Source organism: Streptomyces sp. NPDC060366, from assembly GCF_042725135.1.
Classification (GTDB): Bacteria; Actinomycetota; Actinomycetes; order Streptomycetales; family Streptomycetaceae; genus Streptomyces.
Genome location: NZ_JBHXDC010000001.1, coordinates 796,546 through 811,816 on the forward strand (window position 1 = coordinate 796,546; position 15,271 = coordinate 811,816).

At 71.5% G+C, this 15,271-nt stretch carries 12 protein-coding genes; 1 reads left to right on the forward strand and 11 read right to left on the reverse strand.

All coding sequences use genetic code 11. From position 1 onward, the window contains the following. Positions 1–80: 80 nt before the first annotated feature. Positions 81–1,076, reverse strand: coding sequence for an aldo/keto reductase (locus ACFWHU_RS03375; protein WP_385801669.1), 996 nt, complete (start codon positions 1,074–1,076; stop codon positions 81–83). Positions 1,077–1,203: 127 nt separating this feature from the next. Between ACFWHU_RS03375 and ACFWHU_RS03380 the strand changes: the two genes are divergently transcribed. Beyond that, on the forward strand, positions 1,204–2,064 hold the full coding sequence (locus ACFWHU_RS03380; protein ID WP_385801667.1) for a helix-turn-helix domain-containing protein: 861 nt from the start codon (positions 1,204–1,206) through the stop codon (positions 2,062–2,064). Between the two features lie 8 nt (positions 2,065–2,072). On the opposite strand, the gene ACFWHU_RS03385 is transcribed toward ACFWHU_RS03380, so the two are convergent. From ACFWHU_RS03385 to ACFWHU_RS03430, 10 genes are all read right to left on the reverse strand, one after another. Further along, positions 2,073–2,432, reverse strand: a complete 360-nt coding sequence (locus tag ACFWHU_RS03385) for an SCO4225 family membrane protein (protein ID WP_385801665.1) — start codon at positions 2,430–2,432, stop codon at positions 2,073–2,075. Positions 2,433–2,500: 68 nt separating this feature from the next. Next, on the reverse strand, positions 2,501–3,178 hold the full coding sequence (locus tag ACFWHU_RS03390; RefSeq protein WP_387223571.1) for a response regulator: 678 nt from the start codon (positions 3,176–3,178) through the stop codon (positions 2,501–2,503). Next, positions 3,175–5,532, reverse strand: coding sequence for a histidine kinase (locus ACFWHU_RS03395; protein ID WP_387223573.1), 2,358 nt, complete (start codon positions 5,530–5,532; stop codon positions 3,175–3,177). The genes ACFWHU_RS03390 and ACFWHU_RS03395 overlap by 4 nt, the downstream gene beginning before the upstream one ends. A gap of 115 nt (positions 5,533–5,647) precedes the next feature. Further along, the gene (gene yicI / locus ACFWHU_RS03400; protein WP_387223575.1) at positions 5,648–7,933 is read right to left on the reverse strand and encodes an alpha-xylosidase; all 2,286 of its coding nucleotides are present in this window, start codon (positions 7,931–7,933) and stop codon (positions 5,648–5,650) included. Continuing rightward, complete coding sequence (locus ACFWHU_RS03405; protein ID WP_387223577.1) at positions 7,930–9,453, reverse strand: GH1 family beta-glucosidase; 1,524 nt, start codon at positions 9,451–9,453, stop codon at positions 7,930–7,932. The genes yicI and ACFWHU_RS03405 overlap by 4 nt, the downstream gene beginning before the upstream one ends. A 15-nt stretch (positions 9,454–9,468) precedes the next feature. Continuing rightward, positions 9,469–10,287: a carbohydrate ABC transporter permease gene (locus ACFWHU_RS03410; protein WP_385801655.1), complete on the reverse strand. Its 819-nt coding sequence runs from the start codon at positions 10,285–10,287 to the stop codon at positions 9,469–9,471. A gap of 14 nt (positions 10,288–10,301) precedes the next feature. Next, on the reverse strand, positions 10,302–11,324 hold the full coding sequence (locus tag ACFWHU_RS03415; protein ID WP_387223579.1) for a carbohydrate ABC transporter permease: 1,023 nt from the start codon (positions 11,322–11,324) through the stop codon (positions 10,302–10,304). A gap of 7 nt (positions 11,325–11,331) precedes the next feature. After that, positions 11,332–12,564, reverse strand: a complete 1,233-nt coding sequence (locus ACFWHU_RS03420) for an extracellular solute-binding protein (protein ID WP_387223581.1) — start codon at positions 12,562–12,564, stop codon at positions 11,332–11,334. Between the two features lie 17 nt (positions 12,565–12,581). Next, entirely contained in the window at positions 12,582–13,613 is a 1,032-nt protein-coding gene (locus ACFWHU_RS03425) for a LacI family DNA-binding transcriptional regulator (RefSeq protein ID WP_387223583.1), read from the reverse strand. A gap of 207 nt (positions 13,614–13,820) precedes the next feature. Further along, entirely contained in the window at positions 13,821–15,254 is a 1,434-nt protein-coding gene (locus ACFWHU_RS03430) for a DUF2252 domain-containing protein (protein ID WP_387223585.1), read from the reverse strand. Between the last annotated feature and the right edge of the window lie 17 nt (positions 15,255–15,271).

A 15,271-nucleotide genomic window follows, 5' to 3' on the forward strand; every position in this document is an offset into this window, starting at 1 on the left:
GGCCCAAGAACGGGCAGGCATCCGTGGCCCGTCGCAGTCCGCGGGCATACGAGGCACGGGCAAGGGCGGCGAGGCGGGGTTCAGTTCCCCACGCCGAGGCCGGACATGAACGCCGACGGGTAGCGGTCGCCGCGCGCCGTGCCCGCGGGGACCGCCTTCTCGATCTCGGTGAGGTCGGCCTCGGTGAGGGTCAGCTCCGTCGCGGGCAGCGCCTCCGCCAGCCGGTCGCGGGTGCGGGCGCCGACCAGCGGCACGATGTCGTCGCCCTGCGCGGCCACCCAGGCGATGGCCAGTTGGGCGACGGTGCACCCCTTCGCCCCGGCGATCCGGCGCAGAGCGTCCACGAAGGCGAGGTTGTGCTCGACGTTCCCGGCGGCGAACCGCGGGCTGACGGCACGCATGTCACCGGGGCCGGCGGTGTGCCCCGCCGTCCAGTGGCCGGAGATGAGGCCGCGGCTGAGAACGCCGTACGCGGTCAGACCGATGCCCAGCTCCCGCAACGTCGGCAGAACCTCCGCCTCGACCGCGCGGGAGATCAGCGAGTACTCGATCTGGAGGTCGGCGACCGGCTGCACCGCGTGCGCCCGGCGGATCGTCGTGGCGTCGACCTCCGAGAGGCCGAGGTGCCGTACATACCCGGCGTCGATCATCTCCTTGATCGCGCCCACCGTCTCCTCGATCGGTACCGCCGGGTCCAGCCGGGCGGGACGGTAGATGTCGATGTGGTCGGTGCCCAGCCGGGTCAGCGAGTAGGCCAGGAAGTTCTTCACCGCCTCGGGACGGCAGTCGTGCCCGCCGAAATCCGGGCCGGGGCCGCGCAGCATGCCGAACTTGACGCTCAGCTGGTAGCTGTCCCGGTCCCGGCCGCGCAGGGCCTCGGCGAGCAGCAGTTCGTTGTGGCCCATCGCGTAGAAATCGCCCGTGTCGATCAGCGTGACACCGGCGTCCAGCGCGGCGTGCACCGTGGCGACACTCTCCGCGCGGTCGGCCTCGCCGTAGGCGCCGGACATGCCCATCGCGCCAAGGCCCAGCGCGGAAACAGCGGGGCCGGTGCTGCCCAGGGTTCGTGTCTGCATCACGTTCCTCCTTCGTCGTCGATCCACTTCCACCTTGCGCCCACGCCGCCGGGTACGGGAGCGGAGCGTTCATCATGGGAGAGCCGCTCCCTGGCTGCTTCGCCCGCCGCGAGGGACCATGGAACGCATGGAACGTGAGCAGCTGGCCGACTTCCTGCGGTCCCGGCGTGAGGCCGTACGCCCCGCCGATGTCGGTCTCCCCGACGGTCCCCGGCGCCGCACGGCCGGTCTGCGCCGCGAAGAGGTGGCCATGCTGGCCGGGATGTCGGTGGACTACGTCGTACGCCTTGAGCAGGGGCGCAGCAGTCAGCCGTCCGTCCAGCTGCTCGGTGCGCTGGCCCGGGCGCTGCGTCTCTCGGAGGACGAGAGCGCTCATCTGTTCCATCTGGCCGGTCACCGGCCGCCGCCCGCCGACGGGGTGGCGCGGCTGGCCCGCGCCGGTCTGGTGCGCATGCTCGACCTGCTCGGCGACACCCCCGCACTGGTGCTGTCCGACCTGGGTGAGGTCCTGGCCCAGAACCGGACGGCTTTCCTGCTCAACGGCGATCCCGCCCGCTTCTCGGGTGATCGGCGCTACCTCGTGTACCGGTGGTTCACCGACCCCGAGGCCCGCGCCGCCGCCCTGCCCGAGGACCAGGAGGAGCAGACCCGGCGAATCGTGGCGGACCTGCGCGCGACCGCCGGCCGGCGGTCCGGCGACCCCACGGTCAGCGGACTCGTCGAACGGCTCCGGGCGGCGAGCGCCGAGTTCCGCCGGCTCTGGGCCGACCACGAGGTGGCGGTCCGGCGCGCCGACCGCAAGACCCTGCTGCACCCGCGGGTGGGGCGCCTGCTGATGGACTGCGAGACCCTGGTCACCCCCGACCAGGGTCAGCAACTGCTGGTGCTCACCCCGGCGGACGTCGAGACCCGCGAGCGGCTGGAGCTGCTGCGTGTGCTCGGCATCCAGGAGTTCCCCACGGGGGCGGCGGGCACGCCGGCCCGGTGAAGCGGCCGTCAGGACGACGGGCCCGAGCCGGTCCGGGACCGGTTCAGGGCGCGGGCGCACCAGCCGATGACGGTGGCGTTGACCAGGGCGCCCAGGGCGACCGGGAGGAAGATCATGGACCAGTTGTCGGGCGGCAGGATCACGAGCAGACTGACCGGCAGGGTGGCGATCACCGGCACCACTCCGGCGAAGGACGCGTCGGGGTTGTCGCCCAGGGTGACGACGACGGCCCAGCCGGACATGAGCACGATCGCCACGAGGTAGACACGGGCGAAGACATTGCTGAGCGCGTGGCGCAGGGCGCGCACGGCCCGGTTGGACGATCCGGTGTCGGTCATGGTGGTGGTCTCCCGGTGTGTGGTGCTCATGGGGTCGATGGTCCTTTCGGTGATGCGGCGCGGTCGGCGTGGGACCGGGCCCGGTGGCGCGGGGGGCCTCACGCACGGCCGCCCGGTGGGGACGCGCGGACCAGGCCCAGGTCGTACGCGAGGATCGTCGCCTGGAGCCGGTCGCGTACCTCGAGCTTGCGAAGCAGCGCGTTCACATGGGATTTGACGGTGCCGACGGTGATGTCGAGTTCGGCGGCGATCTCCGCGTTGTTCAGTCCCGAGGCGACCAGGGTGAGGACGAAACGCTCTCGTTCGGTCAGACGGTCCAGGGTCCCCCGTCCGGCCGGTGGTCCGACCGGTGGGCCCGCCGCGTAGTGGCCGATGAGCCGGCGGGCCGCGGACGGGGCGAGGACGCTCTCCCCGGCCGCCACGACCCGGATTCCGTGCAGCAGTTCGGCCGCGCGTACGTCCTTGAGCAGGAAGCCGGACGCCCCCGCGCGCAGCGCCTCGAAGACGTAGGCGTCGAGATCGAAAGTGGTCAGTACGAGGACGCGGGGCGGGTTCTCCCGCCCGGTGAGGATCCGGGTGGCGGCGATGCCGTCGAGGCCCGGCATCCGTACGTCCATCACGATCACGTCCGGCGCGAGCTGTTCGGCGAGGCTCACCGCGGCGGCGCCGTCGCCTGCCTCGCCGACGACGGTCATGTCGTCCTCGGCGTCGATGACGGCGGCGAAGCCCGCCCGGACGACCAGTTGGTCGTCGACCACCATCACACTCAGGCTCATCGGGATTCCTCGCGGGTCGTGGCGCCGTCGCCGTCGTTCGGGACGGTGTTCCAGGGCAGATGCAGCAGGACCGTGCCCGGTTCCGTGGTCAGGGTGCCGCCGAGGGCTGCTGCCCGCGTCATCAGCCGCTCGTGTGCGGCGTGACCGGTGGCGCCGGACACACCGGTGGCGGTGAGGGTCAGGACGCGGTCAGTGGCATCGAGGACGAGCAGGGCGGGCTCGTCACCGCCGGCTTGGAGGATGGTCTCGGCGGCGCGGTAGGCGGCGATGTCCACCTCCGGCGGCAGCCGTTTCGGCACCCGGTCGGTGAGCCGTACGTCCACCTCGCGGCCGGTGGCCCGGCACTGGCTGACGAGCAGGTCGAGGGCCTGGAGCGTGGGCTGCGGCCGGAGTTCGGTGCTGGGTCCGGTGGCGGGTTCGGCGGTGTGGACGGTTTCGAGCAGGGCGCGCATCGCGCTCAGGGCCTCGCGGGCGCGTTCCGACGTCTCGGCGAGCCGCCCCGCTTCCGCCTCCTCGACCACTTCGGCCGTGCGGGCCAGCACGGTGGTCTCCAGCCCGGCGGTGATACGGCGGCGTTCGGCCCACGCGTCCCGTACTGCCTCCTCCACCAGAGTCGCGAGCCGGTCCCGGTGCCGCTCCCGGGCGGTTCGGCTGCGCTTGCCGTACGCGGTGCCCCACGACCGGGCGGCGAACGCCGGGGCCGTCATGGCGAGTGCGACGACGGGGAACTCCCAGGCGGGCGTCGTGGCACCGCGGGCCAGTACGGCGGCGGTCGCCGCAGCCGTGTGTACCACGGCGGCCAGCACCGGCGGGACCCAACTCCGCGCCGCCGAAGACCCGTTGGTGCGGACCGCCATGACGGCGAGCGCCGCGCACGTGGCGAGCAGACTCAGGCCCGGCGGCAGAAGCACCGGCCCCGCGTACCCGCTCACCTCCATCGCCGCCGGCCAGAGCCCTGCGAGGACCAGCAGCACGCCCAGCGCGATCCGCGGCGCCTGCCGCAGCCACAGCAGCGTGAGCACCTGCGCCGTGGCTAGCAGCGCGAAGAGCGCGCCGGCCGAGACGCCGGGCCCGCTGGGCGTCTCGCCCACCCGGACGAGGAAGAACGGCAGGAACGGCTGGAGGCACAGCCCCGCGGCCGTGACGAACTGGGCGATCCGGAACTCGCGCGGCAGGGCCGCCGCGTGCACCGTCCGGTTCCGTCCCGGCAGGACCGCCCGTACCTCCCACCCGCCGTCCGGTGTCGGGCCGCTGGTGAGTGTGCCGCCCGCCTCCCGGGCGCGGCCGCGCAGTGAGTTCTGGCCGCGCCCGCCACCGAGTCCCTTGACGGGTCCGTCACTTCGCGCGGCGCCGGATGCCGTGGCCGTGCCCGCGCCCGGCGTGTTCGGTGGCGCGTTGCGCACCACGACGTCCGTGTGCGAGTCGCCATGGACGCATCGCACGGTGGTGGGGGCGCCGGGGGCGTGGCGGATCACATTGGTCAGTGCCTCGCGGACGATGCCGTACACGGCGTCGCCGACGGTGCCGTCCGGCAGGGCCCCGGTCTCACAGGTCACCGGCAGCCCGAGGGCCTGGAAGCCGGCGACGAGTTCACGCAGTCGCTCCTGCGCGGGCAGCTCCCCCGGTGTGGGCGTCGGGGCCCGTACGGCGCTCAGTGCCCGGGTCACCTCGCGGCCGGTCTCGGCGGCGAACTCCACGGCCTTGTCGGCCAGTTCGGGTCGCCGCTCCCGCAGTCCCAGCGCCGCCTCCACCGTCACGACCACCGCCGTGAGGTGATGGGCGCTGACGTCGTGCAACTCCCTTTCCATACGGCGCTGTTCCGCCGCCGGAAGACGGTGCCGCTCGCTCTGCGCCCGGTGCAGACGCCGTTCGGCGGCGCTCCGCTCGGCCCGTCGCCGCCGCACGACCAGTCCCGTTCCGGTGGCGGTCGCGTAGAGCAGTGCGGTGAGGACGAGGTCGAGGCCCTGGCCGCTGTTCAGTCCGTGCAGGCTGATGCCGTACAGGAGTTGCCAGAGCGTGAGCGTGGCCACGCACAGCAGTGCGGTGACGGTGTCCCGTTCGGTGGCCACCGTGAACAGGGCCAGCGCGACCCCCGCCGTACCGAGCACCGCCATGGCGCCCGTCGGCAGGGGGCCGGCGCCGATCGCGCAGACGACGACCACCACGACGAGGACAGGCACCGGACGGGTACGGCGGGCCGCGAGGGCGACGGCCACCAGACCGCTCGCCAGGGCGGCGGCGAGGAGTTCCGCGGCAGCCGGTGCGGTGCCACGCGCCAGCGTGTATCCGGGCCACAACGCGGCCTGGACACCGAGCAGCAGGACCGGGAGAAACCGGTCGTCAGTTCGTTCCATGATGTGTCCCACGCTACGGTCCCGCGTGGGGCACAGACATCGGCCCACCGGGCGATCGGCGCCTCTATCCGGAGATAGAGACACCGCCCGCCGGCGTCCTCCGGCCGGGTCCTGTTCAGCCGAGTCGCGCCGTCAGTGACTCCGTTCCGGGGTGGGCCGTCAGCAGCGTGCCCTCCGCAGACGGCCCGGGGAGCTGTACGTGCCAGGGGCCGGTGGCGCCTTCGGCCCGCACGTTCAGGACGCCGCCGTCGCGCCGGGTGTGGAAGACCGCCGCGGTCGATCCGTCGGGGGCCGGGATCCGCGTGGTCACCTGGTCCCCGTCCGCCGGTTCGTGGACCCGCAGGGTGACTCCGTCCGCCCAGTCGTAGACCGCGCCGTCGACGCTCCCCCCGAAGGGGACGACGGAGCCCGGCCGGGCGAACAGGGGCAGGCTGTCGAAGCCGTACGTCTCGCGCCGCCAGACCGGACCGCGCACCCGCTCACCGGTGAGGACATGGGTCCAGACGCCTTCCGGCAGGTAGTACTCCACCGTGCCGCTCTCGCTGAACACCGGCGCCACCAGCAGATCACCGCCGAGCATGTACTGCCGGTCCAGGGTGTGACAGGACGGGTCGTCGGGGAACTCCAGCACCATCGCGCGCATCACCGGCGTGCCGTGGCCGGCCGCCTGCCGGGCCGCCTCGTAGAGGTAGGGCATGAGCCGGTGCTTGAGCCGGGTGAAGTCGCGGGTGACCGCGACGGCTTCCTCGTCGAAGTCCCAGGGCACCCGGTAGGACTTGCTGCCGTGGAGTCTGCTGTGCGAGGAGAGCAGGCCGAACTGTGCCCAGCGCTTGAACACGGCCGGTGTCGGTGTCCCCTCGAAGCCCCCGATGTCGTGGCTCCAGAAGCCGAACCCGGACAGCCCGAGTGAGAGCCCGCCGCGCAGCGACTCGGCCATCGCGCCGAACGTGGACTCGCAGTCGCCGCCCCAGTGCACGGGGAACTGCTGTCCGCCCGCCGTGGCGGAGCGGGCGAAGAGAACGGCCTCGTTCTCCCCGCGTTCCTCGGTGAGCACCTGGAAGACGGTCTCGTTGTAGAGCTGCGTGTAGTAGTTGTGCATCAGCTCCGGGTCCGAGCCGTCGTGCCAGACCACATCGGTCGGAACGCGCTCGCCGAAGTCCGTCTTGAAGCAGTCCACGCCCTGCCGGGTGAGAGCGCGCAGTTTCCCGGCGTACCAGTGCCTGGCGCCGGGGTGGGTGAAGTCCACCAGTCCCATGCCGGCCTGCCACAGGTCCCACTGCCAGACGGCGCCGTCGGCCTTGCGCACCAGGAATCCCCGCTCGCGCGCCTCCTCGAACAGCGGGGACTTCTGCGCGATGTACGGGTTGATCCACACCGAGACCCGCAGGCCGCGGTCCTTCAGCCGGCGCAGCATCCCCTCCGGGTCGGGGAACACCTCGGGGTCCCAGGTGAAGTCGCACCACTGGTACTGGCGCATCCAGAAGCAGTCGAAGTGGAACACCCCGAGCGGGATGTCGCGTTCGGCCATGCCGCTGACGAACCGGTTCACCGTCTCCTCGTCGTAGGAGGTGGTGAAGGACGTCGACAGCCAGAGGCCCAGGGACCAGGCCGGGGGCAGCGCGGGGCGGCCGGTGAGCGCGGTGTAGCGGTCGATGATCTCCTTGGGCGTCGGCCCGTGGATGACGAAGTACTCGACCGACTGGCCGGGGACGCTGAACTGCACCTGGCCGACGGACTCGGAGCCGATCTCGTAGCTGACCCGGCCGGGGTGGTTGACGAAGACGCCGTAGCCGCGGTTGGTCAGATGGAACGGGACGTTCTTGTACGCCTGCTCGCTGGCTGTGCCGCCGTCGGCCTGCCAGATGTCGACCGTCTGGCCGTTCTTGACGAACGGTGTGAAGCGTTCTCCGAGTCCGTAGACCAGTTCGCCGACGTCCAGGGCGAGTTGGCCCACCGAGTGGTGCTCTCCTTCGGCGGTGGTGACGAAGCCCGTACCGCGCCTGCCCGCCGAGGTCAGCGGCCGGCCGTCGGCGCGGAAGTCGAGTCGCCACGGCGCCTCGGTGTCCACCCGCAGGGACAGCGCGCCGCTGGTCAGTTCCACCGTCGAGCCGTCGCGGGTGATCACGGGGGTGTGGTCCGGGGCGGAGTTCAGTGTGAAGTGGGGGCCACGGTCGACACCGCCCGTGTGGTGGCTGGAGCGGACGCCGATCACGCCTTCGGCGGGTGACCAGCATTCGACGGTCAGCAGGGGGCTGTTGAGGGTGTGGCCCCTGTTCTCGACATGCCGGACGGGGGCGTAGAGGGTGAGGCGGTCGTCCTCGACGCGGGTCTCGGCGACCTCGGTGGCGTACGACGCGCTGACGCCGTCGCGCATGAGCCAGTAGCCGTCGGTGAACTTCATCGGTGGTGCAGCTCCTGACCGGTGGTTCGGGTGCCGGAGTTGGTGCGGTCACGAGCGAGGTCGCCGCCGTCACGAGGGTGGTCGCCGTCGCGGTCGCGGTCACGGTGGGCGGCGATCAGGTCCCGGTACCAGCGGTAGCTGTCCTTCGGGACGCGTTCCAGGGTGTCGTAGTCGACCCGGACGATGCCGAAGCGCTTGCTGTAACCGCGGGCCCACTCGAAGTTGTCCAGCAGTGACCAGACGTAATAGCCGCGTACGTCCACGCCCTGGTCCATGGCGTCGGCGAGCGCCGCGAGGTGGTCGCGCAGGTAGGCCACCCGGTCGGTGTCGTGGATCCGGCCGTCTGCGTCGACCCGGTCGTCCTCGGACGAGCCGTTCTCGGTGATCAGCAGCGGCGGCAGGGCCGGGTAGCGCCGCCGCAGTCCGACCAGCAGATCGGTGAAGGCGTGCGGGACCACGGGCCAGCCCATCGTGGTGCGGCGTACGTCCTGGCGCCACGACTCCTCGGCGCGGATGTCCACGGCGCTGCGGGTGGCCGGGTCCGGGTCCCGGTGGGGGACGGCGGAGACGGTGATCGGCCGGTAGTAGTTGACGCCGATGAAATCCAACGGCACCCCGATGAGGGCGAGATCACCGTCGAGCCGGTACGTCCCGTCGGCCAGTTCGCCCCATGTCCGCGCCTCGTGCGCGGGGTAGCGGCCCGCCAGCAGGGGCTCCAGCCAGACGTCGTTGTGCATCGTCTCCGCTCGCCGCACCGCCGCCAGGTCGGCCTCGCTGTCCGTGGCGGGCAGCAGGACGTCGGGGTTGAGCGTGATGCCGACGTCCGTGGCGCCCGTCTCGCGCAGCGCGCGTACGGCGAGCCCGTGGCCCACCAGCAGATGGTGCGCGGCGGCGAGCGCGCCGCGGCCCTCCCGGGCGCCGGGGGCGTGAGCGCCGGCGCCGTAACCGACGAAGGCACTGCAGTACGGCTCGTTGAGGGTGATCCAGCGCTCCACCCGGTCGCCGAGCCGCTCGGCGGCGATCCGGGTGTAGTCGGCGAAGCGTTCGGCGGTGTCCCGGACCCGCCAGCCGCCCCGGTCCTCCAGGGCCTGCGGCAGATCCCAGTGGTAGAGGGTCGCCGCGGGTGAGATGCCTGCCGCGAGCAGTTCGTCGACCAGCCGGTCGTAGAAGTCGAGCCCCTCGGGGTTGCCGGGGCCCGCGCCGTCCGGCTGGACCCGGGGCCAGGAGATCGAGAACCGGTAGCTGTCGACGCCCAGGCCGCGGAGCAGGGCGACGTCCTCGCGGTAGCGGTGGTAGTGGTCGCAGGCGATGTCGCCGGTGGCGCCGTCGGCGACCCGGCCGGGCTCACGGCAGTAGGTGTCCCAGATGGACGGGGTGCGTCCGCCCACGTCGTGGGCGCCCTCGATCTGGTAGCTCGCCGTGGCGGCCCCGAAGAGGAAACCGCGCGGGAAACGGGTGGATCCGGGGGTGTCGGGGCCGGCCGGGGCGCCGCGCACCCCGCGGTCGTCGGTGGAACTCATCAGGGGGAGGCGCCTTCACTTGATGGAGCCGCCGGAGATCCCGGCGGCGATGTACTTCTGGGCGAGGACGAGGAGGATCGCCGCCGGTACGGCAGACAGCACGGCGGTGGCCATCACGGCTCCCCAGTCGCTGACATGGGCCCCGACGAACTGGTAGATGCCGAGGGTGATCGGCTTGACGTCGTCGGTGGTGTTGAGGGTCAGGGCGAACATGAAGTCCGACCAGGCGAACAGGAACGTGAACAGGCCCGCGGTGATCAGCGCGTTGCGGCTCATCGGGAGCACGATGCGCGTGAAGGCCGTGAATCGGTTCGCGCCGTCGACCAGCGCCGCCTCGACGACCTCACCCGGTATGGACACCATGAACGCGCGCAGCAGCACGATCGAGAACGGCAGGCCCAGCGACGCGTCGGCGAGGATCAGCCCCAGATAGGAGTTGACGAGGCCCAGTTCCGCGTATGCGCTGTACAGCGCGTTGGCGATCACGATGCCCGGCACCATCTGGGTGATCAGCGTGGTGAAGACGATGCTCCGGCCGCCGCGCAGGCCGAACTGCGCGAGCCCGTACGCCGCGGGGGCGGCCAGCGCCAGAGCGACGACGACCGCGCCGAGTGCCACGACGAGGCTGGTCAGCAGGGACTTGCCCTGGCTGCTGACGGCCGCGTCGAAGTTGGACAGGCTGAGGGAGGTGGGGAACCACTCGGTGGCCGTGATGCTCGTGTCCGGCTGGAGCGCGGTGTTGAGCATCCAGTACACCGGGAAGAGCAGGAAGCCGAGGATGAGCAGCGCGGCGGTGGTGTTCCAGGCACCGCGCAGGGACGAGGGCCGTTTCATCGGTATCACTCGGATCACTTCCCCGTTCCGAAGTCGGCCCGGTTGGCCCGCAGGTAGAGCACGGCGAAGACCGCGCTGATGACGATGAGGACGTTGCCGACGACGGCGCCCTGTCCGAAGTCGAGCTGGAGGAAGGAGAGTTGGTAGGTGACGGTGCCCAGGGTCTGGGTGGAGTCGGCCGGGCCGCCCGAGGTCAGCGCCAGGATCAGGTCGAGGATCTTCACGGTGGACATGAAGCCGAGCACCAGCACGACGGTGATCACCGGTCGCAGCAGCGGCAGTGTGACGCTGCGGAACGCGCGCCACGGGCTCGCGCCGTCCAGGGCCGCCGCCTCGTAGAGCTGGCGCGGGATCTCCTGGAGTCCGCCGTAGAGGATCACCATGTTGAACGGGATGCCGATCCAGATGTTGACCATGATCGCCGAGAGCAGTGCCACGCTGGGGCTGCTCAGCCACGGCACGCCGCCGTCGGCCAGGCCGACGGCCTGGAGGGCGCTGTTGAGGATGCCGTGGTCCTGGTCGAGCACGCGTCGCCAGACGACGGCGGACACCACCATGGGGACCAGCCAGGGCAGCAGCAGGACGGCCCGGATGACGCCGGAGAGCCGGAAACGGCGGGAGAAGAAGACGGCGAGCGCGAGGCCGATGGTGAACTGACCGGCGAGCGAGCCGATGGTGAACACCGCAGTGTGCCACAGCGAGTCGGCGAACAGCTCGTTGGAGAACACCGCGCGCCAGTTGTCCAGCCCGGTGAAGGGCGCCTCGCCGGTGAAGTACGTCGTGGGTGTGTACTTCTGGAAGCTCATGACGATGTTGCGCACCAGCGGATAGCCGAAGAACAGCGCCATGTAGAGGAGCGCGGGCAGGACGAACAGCCAGCGCAGCAGCGAATGCCGGTCGCGTCGGGGCCTCTTGGGCGCGCGGCGGAGGGGCTTCGCCGGTGCGCCGGTGGACGAGTCCGAGGAGGAGTCGGGGAGGGAGCCGGAGGAGGAGTCGGCAGGGTCGAAGGACCCGGCGGAGGGGACGGCGGTCGTCATGGTGTCCTCACTTCTCCCCGGCCGATGCCTGGCGTTGGGCGTTCCTCAGGGCCTGTTCCGGCCCCGCCCCGCCGGTCAGCACCGACTGGAAGGCCCCGGCGAGCGCGTCGTTGACCACCGGCCAGCGGGTGCCGACCTCGGCGGTACGGGAGCGTGCCGTGGCCACCAGATCGACGAACGGGGCCAGTTCGGGGTACTTCTCCGCGTACGAGGCCGCCGCGGACGCCTTGGTGGGCACGTTGTTCACCGACTCGCCCCAGGCGAGCTGGTTCCGCTCGCTGTTCAGGCAGGTGAGGATCTTCCCCGCGTTCTTCTCGCGCCCGCTGTCGTCGCTCTTCGGCACGGCCATCACCGTGCCGCCGATCGGCGCGATCGCGTCCTGGCCGGCCTCGGGAACGGGGATGGTGGCGACGGCCCAGTCGACCTTGTCCTGCGCGCTGAGCACCGGCACCTGCCACGGCCCGTTGATCATCATGGCCGCGCGGCCCGCGACGAACTGGTCGTTCACATCCTGCTGGTTCCAGTTGACGACCGACTTCGACACGGATCCGTCGCCCAGCAGTTCCTTCCACAGCGTCAGGGCGGCTTCTCCCTCGCCGTTGTCCAGCCGCGCCTCGTCGCCGCCGCCCGACCAGAAGAACGGCAGGAACTGGTAGACGCCGTCGGCGTTCGGGCTGGCGCTGAAGGCCATGCCGTACGTGTTGCCCGACGTCAGCTTCTTCGCCGTCTCCCGCAACTCGGCCCAGGTGGTGGGCGGTTCGACGTCCGCCGCACGCAGCAGGTCCTTGTTGTAGAGCAGCGCGAGGGAGTTCACCGAGCGGGCCACGGCGTACTGCGTCCCGTCGTAGCTGCCCAGCGAGGTGGCGCTGTCGGAGAATCCGGCGGTGTCCAGGCCCACTTCGTCCAGCGGGCGCAGCCCGCCGGTCTCCGCGAACTGGGGCAGTTCCGAGCCGTCCAGTTCCAGGATGTCGGTGAGCGAGTCGGAGGACGCCATCCGCAGCGCCTTCGAGGCGACGGTGTCCGCGGGCACGCTGATCTGTTCGACCTTCAGCCCCAGCGGTTTCGCGCAGCGGTCGAGGAACTTCTGGTTCGCACCGTGCTCGGCCGCGTCGGTGGCAGAGTTGAGCACGGTGACGGTGCCCGGGTCGGGGGTGGCGGCGCACCCCGTAAGACCCAGTGTCACGGGGACGAGCGCGGCCGTGGCGGCCGCGATCACCCGTATGCCTCTTGGGCGTCGCATGGTGGTGGGCTCTCCGTTCACGAAGACGGCTCCGAAGGAGGGCCGATCACGCTTCCCGTCGCCATCAGGGGGGTGATCAGCCGGTGTGGGGGTTGTTCTCCCGGCGGGACGGAACCGTCGGTGCCCACGGCACCGAGCGCGAGCCGGACCACGGCGGCGGACATCTCCGTCACGGGAAGTTCGATACGGGGCAGCGGCCGGCCGCCCGGGTCGTCGGGGAAGCTGCCGACGAGGACGACGGCCAGATCCTCGGGCACGCGCAGTCCGGCGGCGGCGATCTCGTCCAGCAGGTGCGGCAGCAGGATCAGGTGCTGGACGACGAGCGCGGTGGGAGCGGGCCGGGTGGCCAGTGCCTCGCGCAGCGCGCGGGCCAGCTTCTCGGGTTCGCCGCTGGAGGGGACGACCCGGATGTCGGCGGTGCTCCCGCGGGCGGCGAGTCGGGCGCCGGCCAGACCCCGCAGGGCGTAACCGCGCCGGGAGGCGATCTCGTGCTCGGCGGACGACAGGAAGACGATGTGCCGGTGGCCGGCCGCCACGGTCTCCCGCAGGGCGAGGGCCACGGCGGCCTCCCAGTCGAGATCGACCCAGGGCAGACCGGGCTCGTCCTCGCTGCGGCCGAGCAGCGCGACGGGGAACTCCTTCTCGCGCAGGGCGGCGGCACGCTGGTCCCGCTCCTCCACGGCCATCAGCACGGCCGCGTCGGCCATTCCGCTGCCGACGACCCGGCGCATGGCCGCGACGCCGTTCAGATCGGTGATCAGCACGACGTCGTAGCCGTGGTCGCGCGCCGCGTCGCTGATGTCTATGGCGAACGTGCCGTCGGTGCCCCGGTACTTGCCGGGCTGCCGGGGCACGGCCAGTGCCAGGACGTTGCTGCGGGCGCTGCGCAGCGTACGGGCGCTGGCGCGCGGGTGGTAGCCGAGCTCCTCGACGGCGGCGCGGACCGCGGTCCGGGTCTCCTCGGAGATCTTGCGGGAGCCGCTCAGCACGTACGAGACGGTGCTGGGGGCCACGCCGGCCCGTTGCGCTACGTCCTTGATGGTGGCCACGCCGCTCCCCGAGCCCGTGTCGAATCGATTCGTCGAATCGATTCGACAGTGTTTACGTGGGCGTCACATTAGGGCGGTCCGGGACGGCCGGGCAAGAGTAGGGACGAGATTTGTTTCCTGCCATGCCAAATTCGGCGGGCGGCGCGGACAACGGGAATGCGGCGGGGCAAGCCCCCTGCGCGCCGTACCGGGCGGTGCGCGGCCCGGTCACTCCGACTCCGCCTTCACCCGCCCCGACTTCACCGCGGCCACCAGCGCGGCGTGATCGCGCTCGTTCTGGTCGGCGTAGGACTCCGCGAACTCGACGAGCGCGTCGTCGAACGCGGGGCCACCGCCCAGATACGCGGCGATGGCGATCCGGTCCCCCGACCGGGCGTGCGCGCGGGCGAGCGTCGCGCCGCACAGTTCGCCGAACACCCTCATCCCGTTGGGCACCATGTCCTGCGGCACCAGAATGCCTTTCCAGTCGTGCAACTGCCTTACGTAGAAGTCCCGTTGGCGCCCGTCCTGCCCCCGGACACGGTCCCATCCCAGAAACACGTCGCCCACCGCCTGCATGAGCCGCTGCCCGGCGACGACGCGCTGCCCCTGGTTGCGGTACTCGCTCCGGCCGGCGTGCGCGGCGAGCACGGAGCGGTCCGCCTCCTTCGCCTGGAGGATCAGCGGATCCGTGTCGTCCTTGCCCAGCAGGAGCAGGATCCAGCAGCGCGTCCCCACGCTGCCCACACCGACCACCTTGCGGGCGATGTCGACCACCCGGTACTGCCGGAGCAGATGCCGGCGCTCGGTGGACAGGCTCCTGCCGTACCGCTCGACCAGCTCGTGCAGTTCGGAGACGAACGAGTCGCGCCGCACGCCCCGCAGCAGATCGTCCACCGGCACGACCAGCGGCGGATCGGCCGTGAACCGGCGCTCCCCGTCACGTACTCGCGTCAGCTTCTCGAACGCCTGGAGGCTGTCGCGGGTGCGCGCCTTCGCCATAGTCGCCGACAGCCTCTTGCGGCCCCTGGCCGCCAGCTGCCGGTCGGCCAGCGGCTGGAGATCCGCCATGTCGGCGCGTGTGTACCAGACGTCGAGGTTGCCCATCCCGGCGAACAGACGCATGCGTTCGCGGTACGACCGTACGGCCGTACCCACGATCATCGCCCTGTCCTTGGTGGAGAATCCGTTCTCCCGCCCGGCGATGACCAGGCTCGCGGCCAGCCGTTTGACGTCCCACTCCCACGGTCCCGGCAGCGTCTCGTCGAAGTCGTTGATGTCGAACACCAGCCGCCGTTCGGGCGAGCCGAGGAGCCGGAAGTTCATCAGATGCGCGTCCCCGCAGAGCTGCGCCGTGAGCCCCGAGTCGGGGGTGCCTGCCAGATCACCCGCCATGATCGCGGCGGCGCCGCGGTAGAAGCGGAAGGGCGACTCCGTCATCCGCCCGTACCGGATGGGTACGAGTTCCGGCACCCGCGTCTGCGACTGCGCGTCGACGACCGACACCGGATCGGGCCGGTCGCGGTCGGGCTCGAACCCCGCGTGGCTCTTCCTCGGCGCGCTCTTGCGCGCCGCCTTCCCCTGCTCCGCCCGTTCGCGGGGGGACAGATACGGGGCCCGCCGCCGCACCGCCGTTCCGGGGTTCCGGCCTCGCTCGCTCATCGCTGCGCCTCCGCTCG

What these genes read in the sequence shown, in the direction of transcription:
- ACFWHU_RS03375 (WP_385801669.1), bottom strand. Translation starts at nt 1,076, where the DNA reads ATGCAGACACGAACCCTGGGCAGCACCGGCCCCGCTGTTTCCGCGCTG.
- ACFWHU_RS03380 (WP_385801667.1), top strand. Translation starts at nt 1,204, where the DNA reads ATGGAACGTGAGCAGCTGGCCGACTTCCTGCGGTCCCGGCGTGAGGCC.
- ACFWHU_RS03385 (WP_385801665.1), bottom strand. Translation starts at nt 2,432, where the DNA reads ATGAGCACCACACACCGGGAGACCACCACCATGACCGACACCGGATCG.
- ACFWHU_RS03390 (WP_387223571.1), bottom strand. Translation starts at nt 3,178, where the DNA reads ATGAGCCTGAGTGTGATGGTGGTCGACGACCAACTGGTCGTCCGGGCG.
- ACFWHU_RS03395 (WP_387223573.1), bottom strand. Translation starts at nt 5,532, where the DNA reads ATGGAACGAACTGACGACCGGTTTCTCCCGGTCCTGCTGCTCGGTGTC.
- yicI (WP_387223575.1), bottom strand. Translation starts at nt 7,933, where the DNA reads ATGAAGTTCACCGACGGCTACTGGCTCATGCGCGACGGCGTCAGCGCG.
- ACFWHU_RS03405 (WP_387223577.1), bottom strand. Translation starts at nt 9,453, where the DNA reads ATGAGTTCCACCGACGACCGCGGGGTGCGCGGCGCCCCGGCCGGCCCC.
- ACFWHU_RS03410 (WP_385801655.1), bottom strand. Translation starts at nt 10,287, where the DNA reads ATGAAACGGCCCTCGTCCCTGCGCGGTGCCTGGAACACCACCGCCGCG.
- ACFWHU_RS03415 (WP_387223579.1), bottom strand. Translation starts at nt 11,324, where the DNA reads ATGACGACCGCCGTCCCCTCCGCCGGGTCCTTCGACCCTGCCGACTCC.
- ACFWHU_RS03420 (WP_387223581.1), bottom strand. Translation starts at nt 12,564, where the DNA reads ATGCGACGCCCAAGAGGCATACGGGTGATCGCGGCCGCCACGGCCGCG.
- ACFWHU_RS03430 (WP_387223585.1), bottom strand. Translation starts at nt 15,254, where the DNA reads ATGAGCGAGCGAGGCCGGAACCCCGGAACGGCGGTGCGGCGGCGGGCC.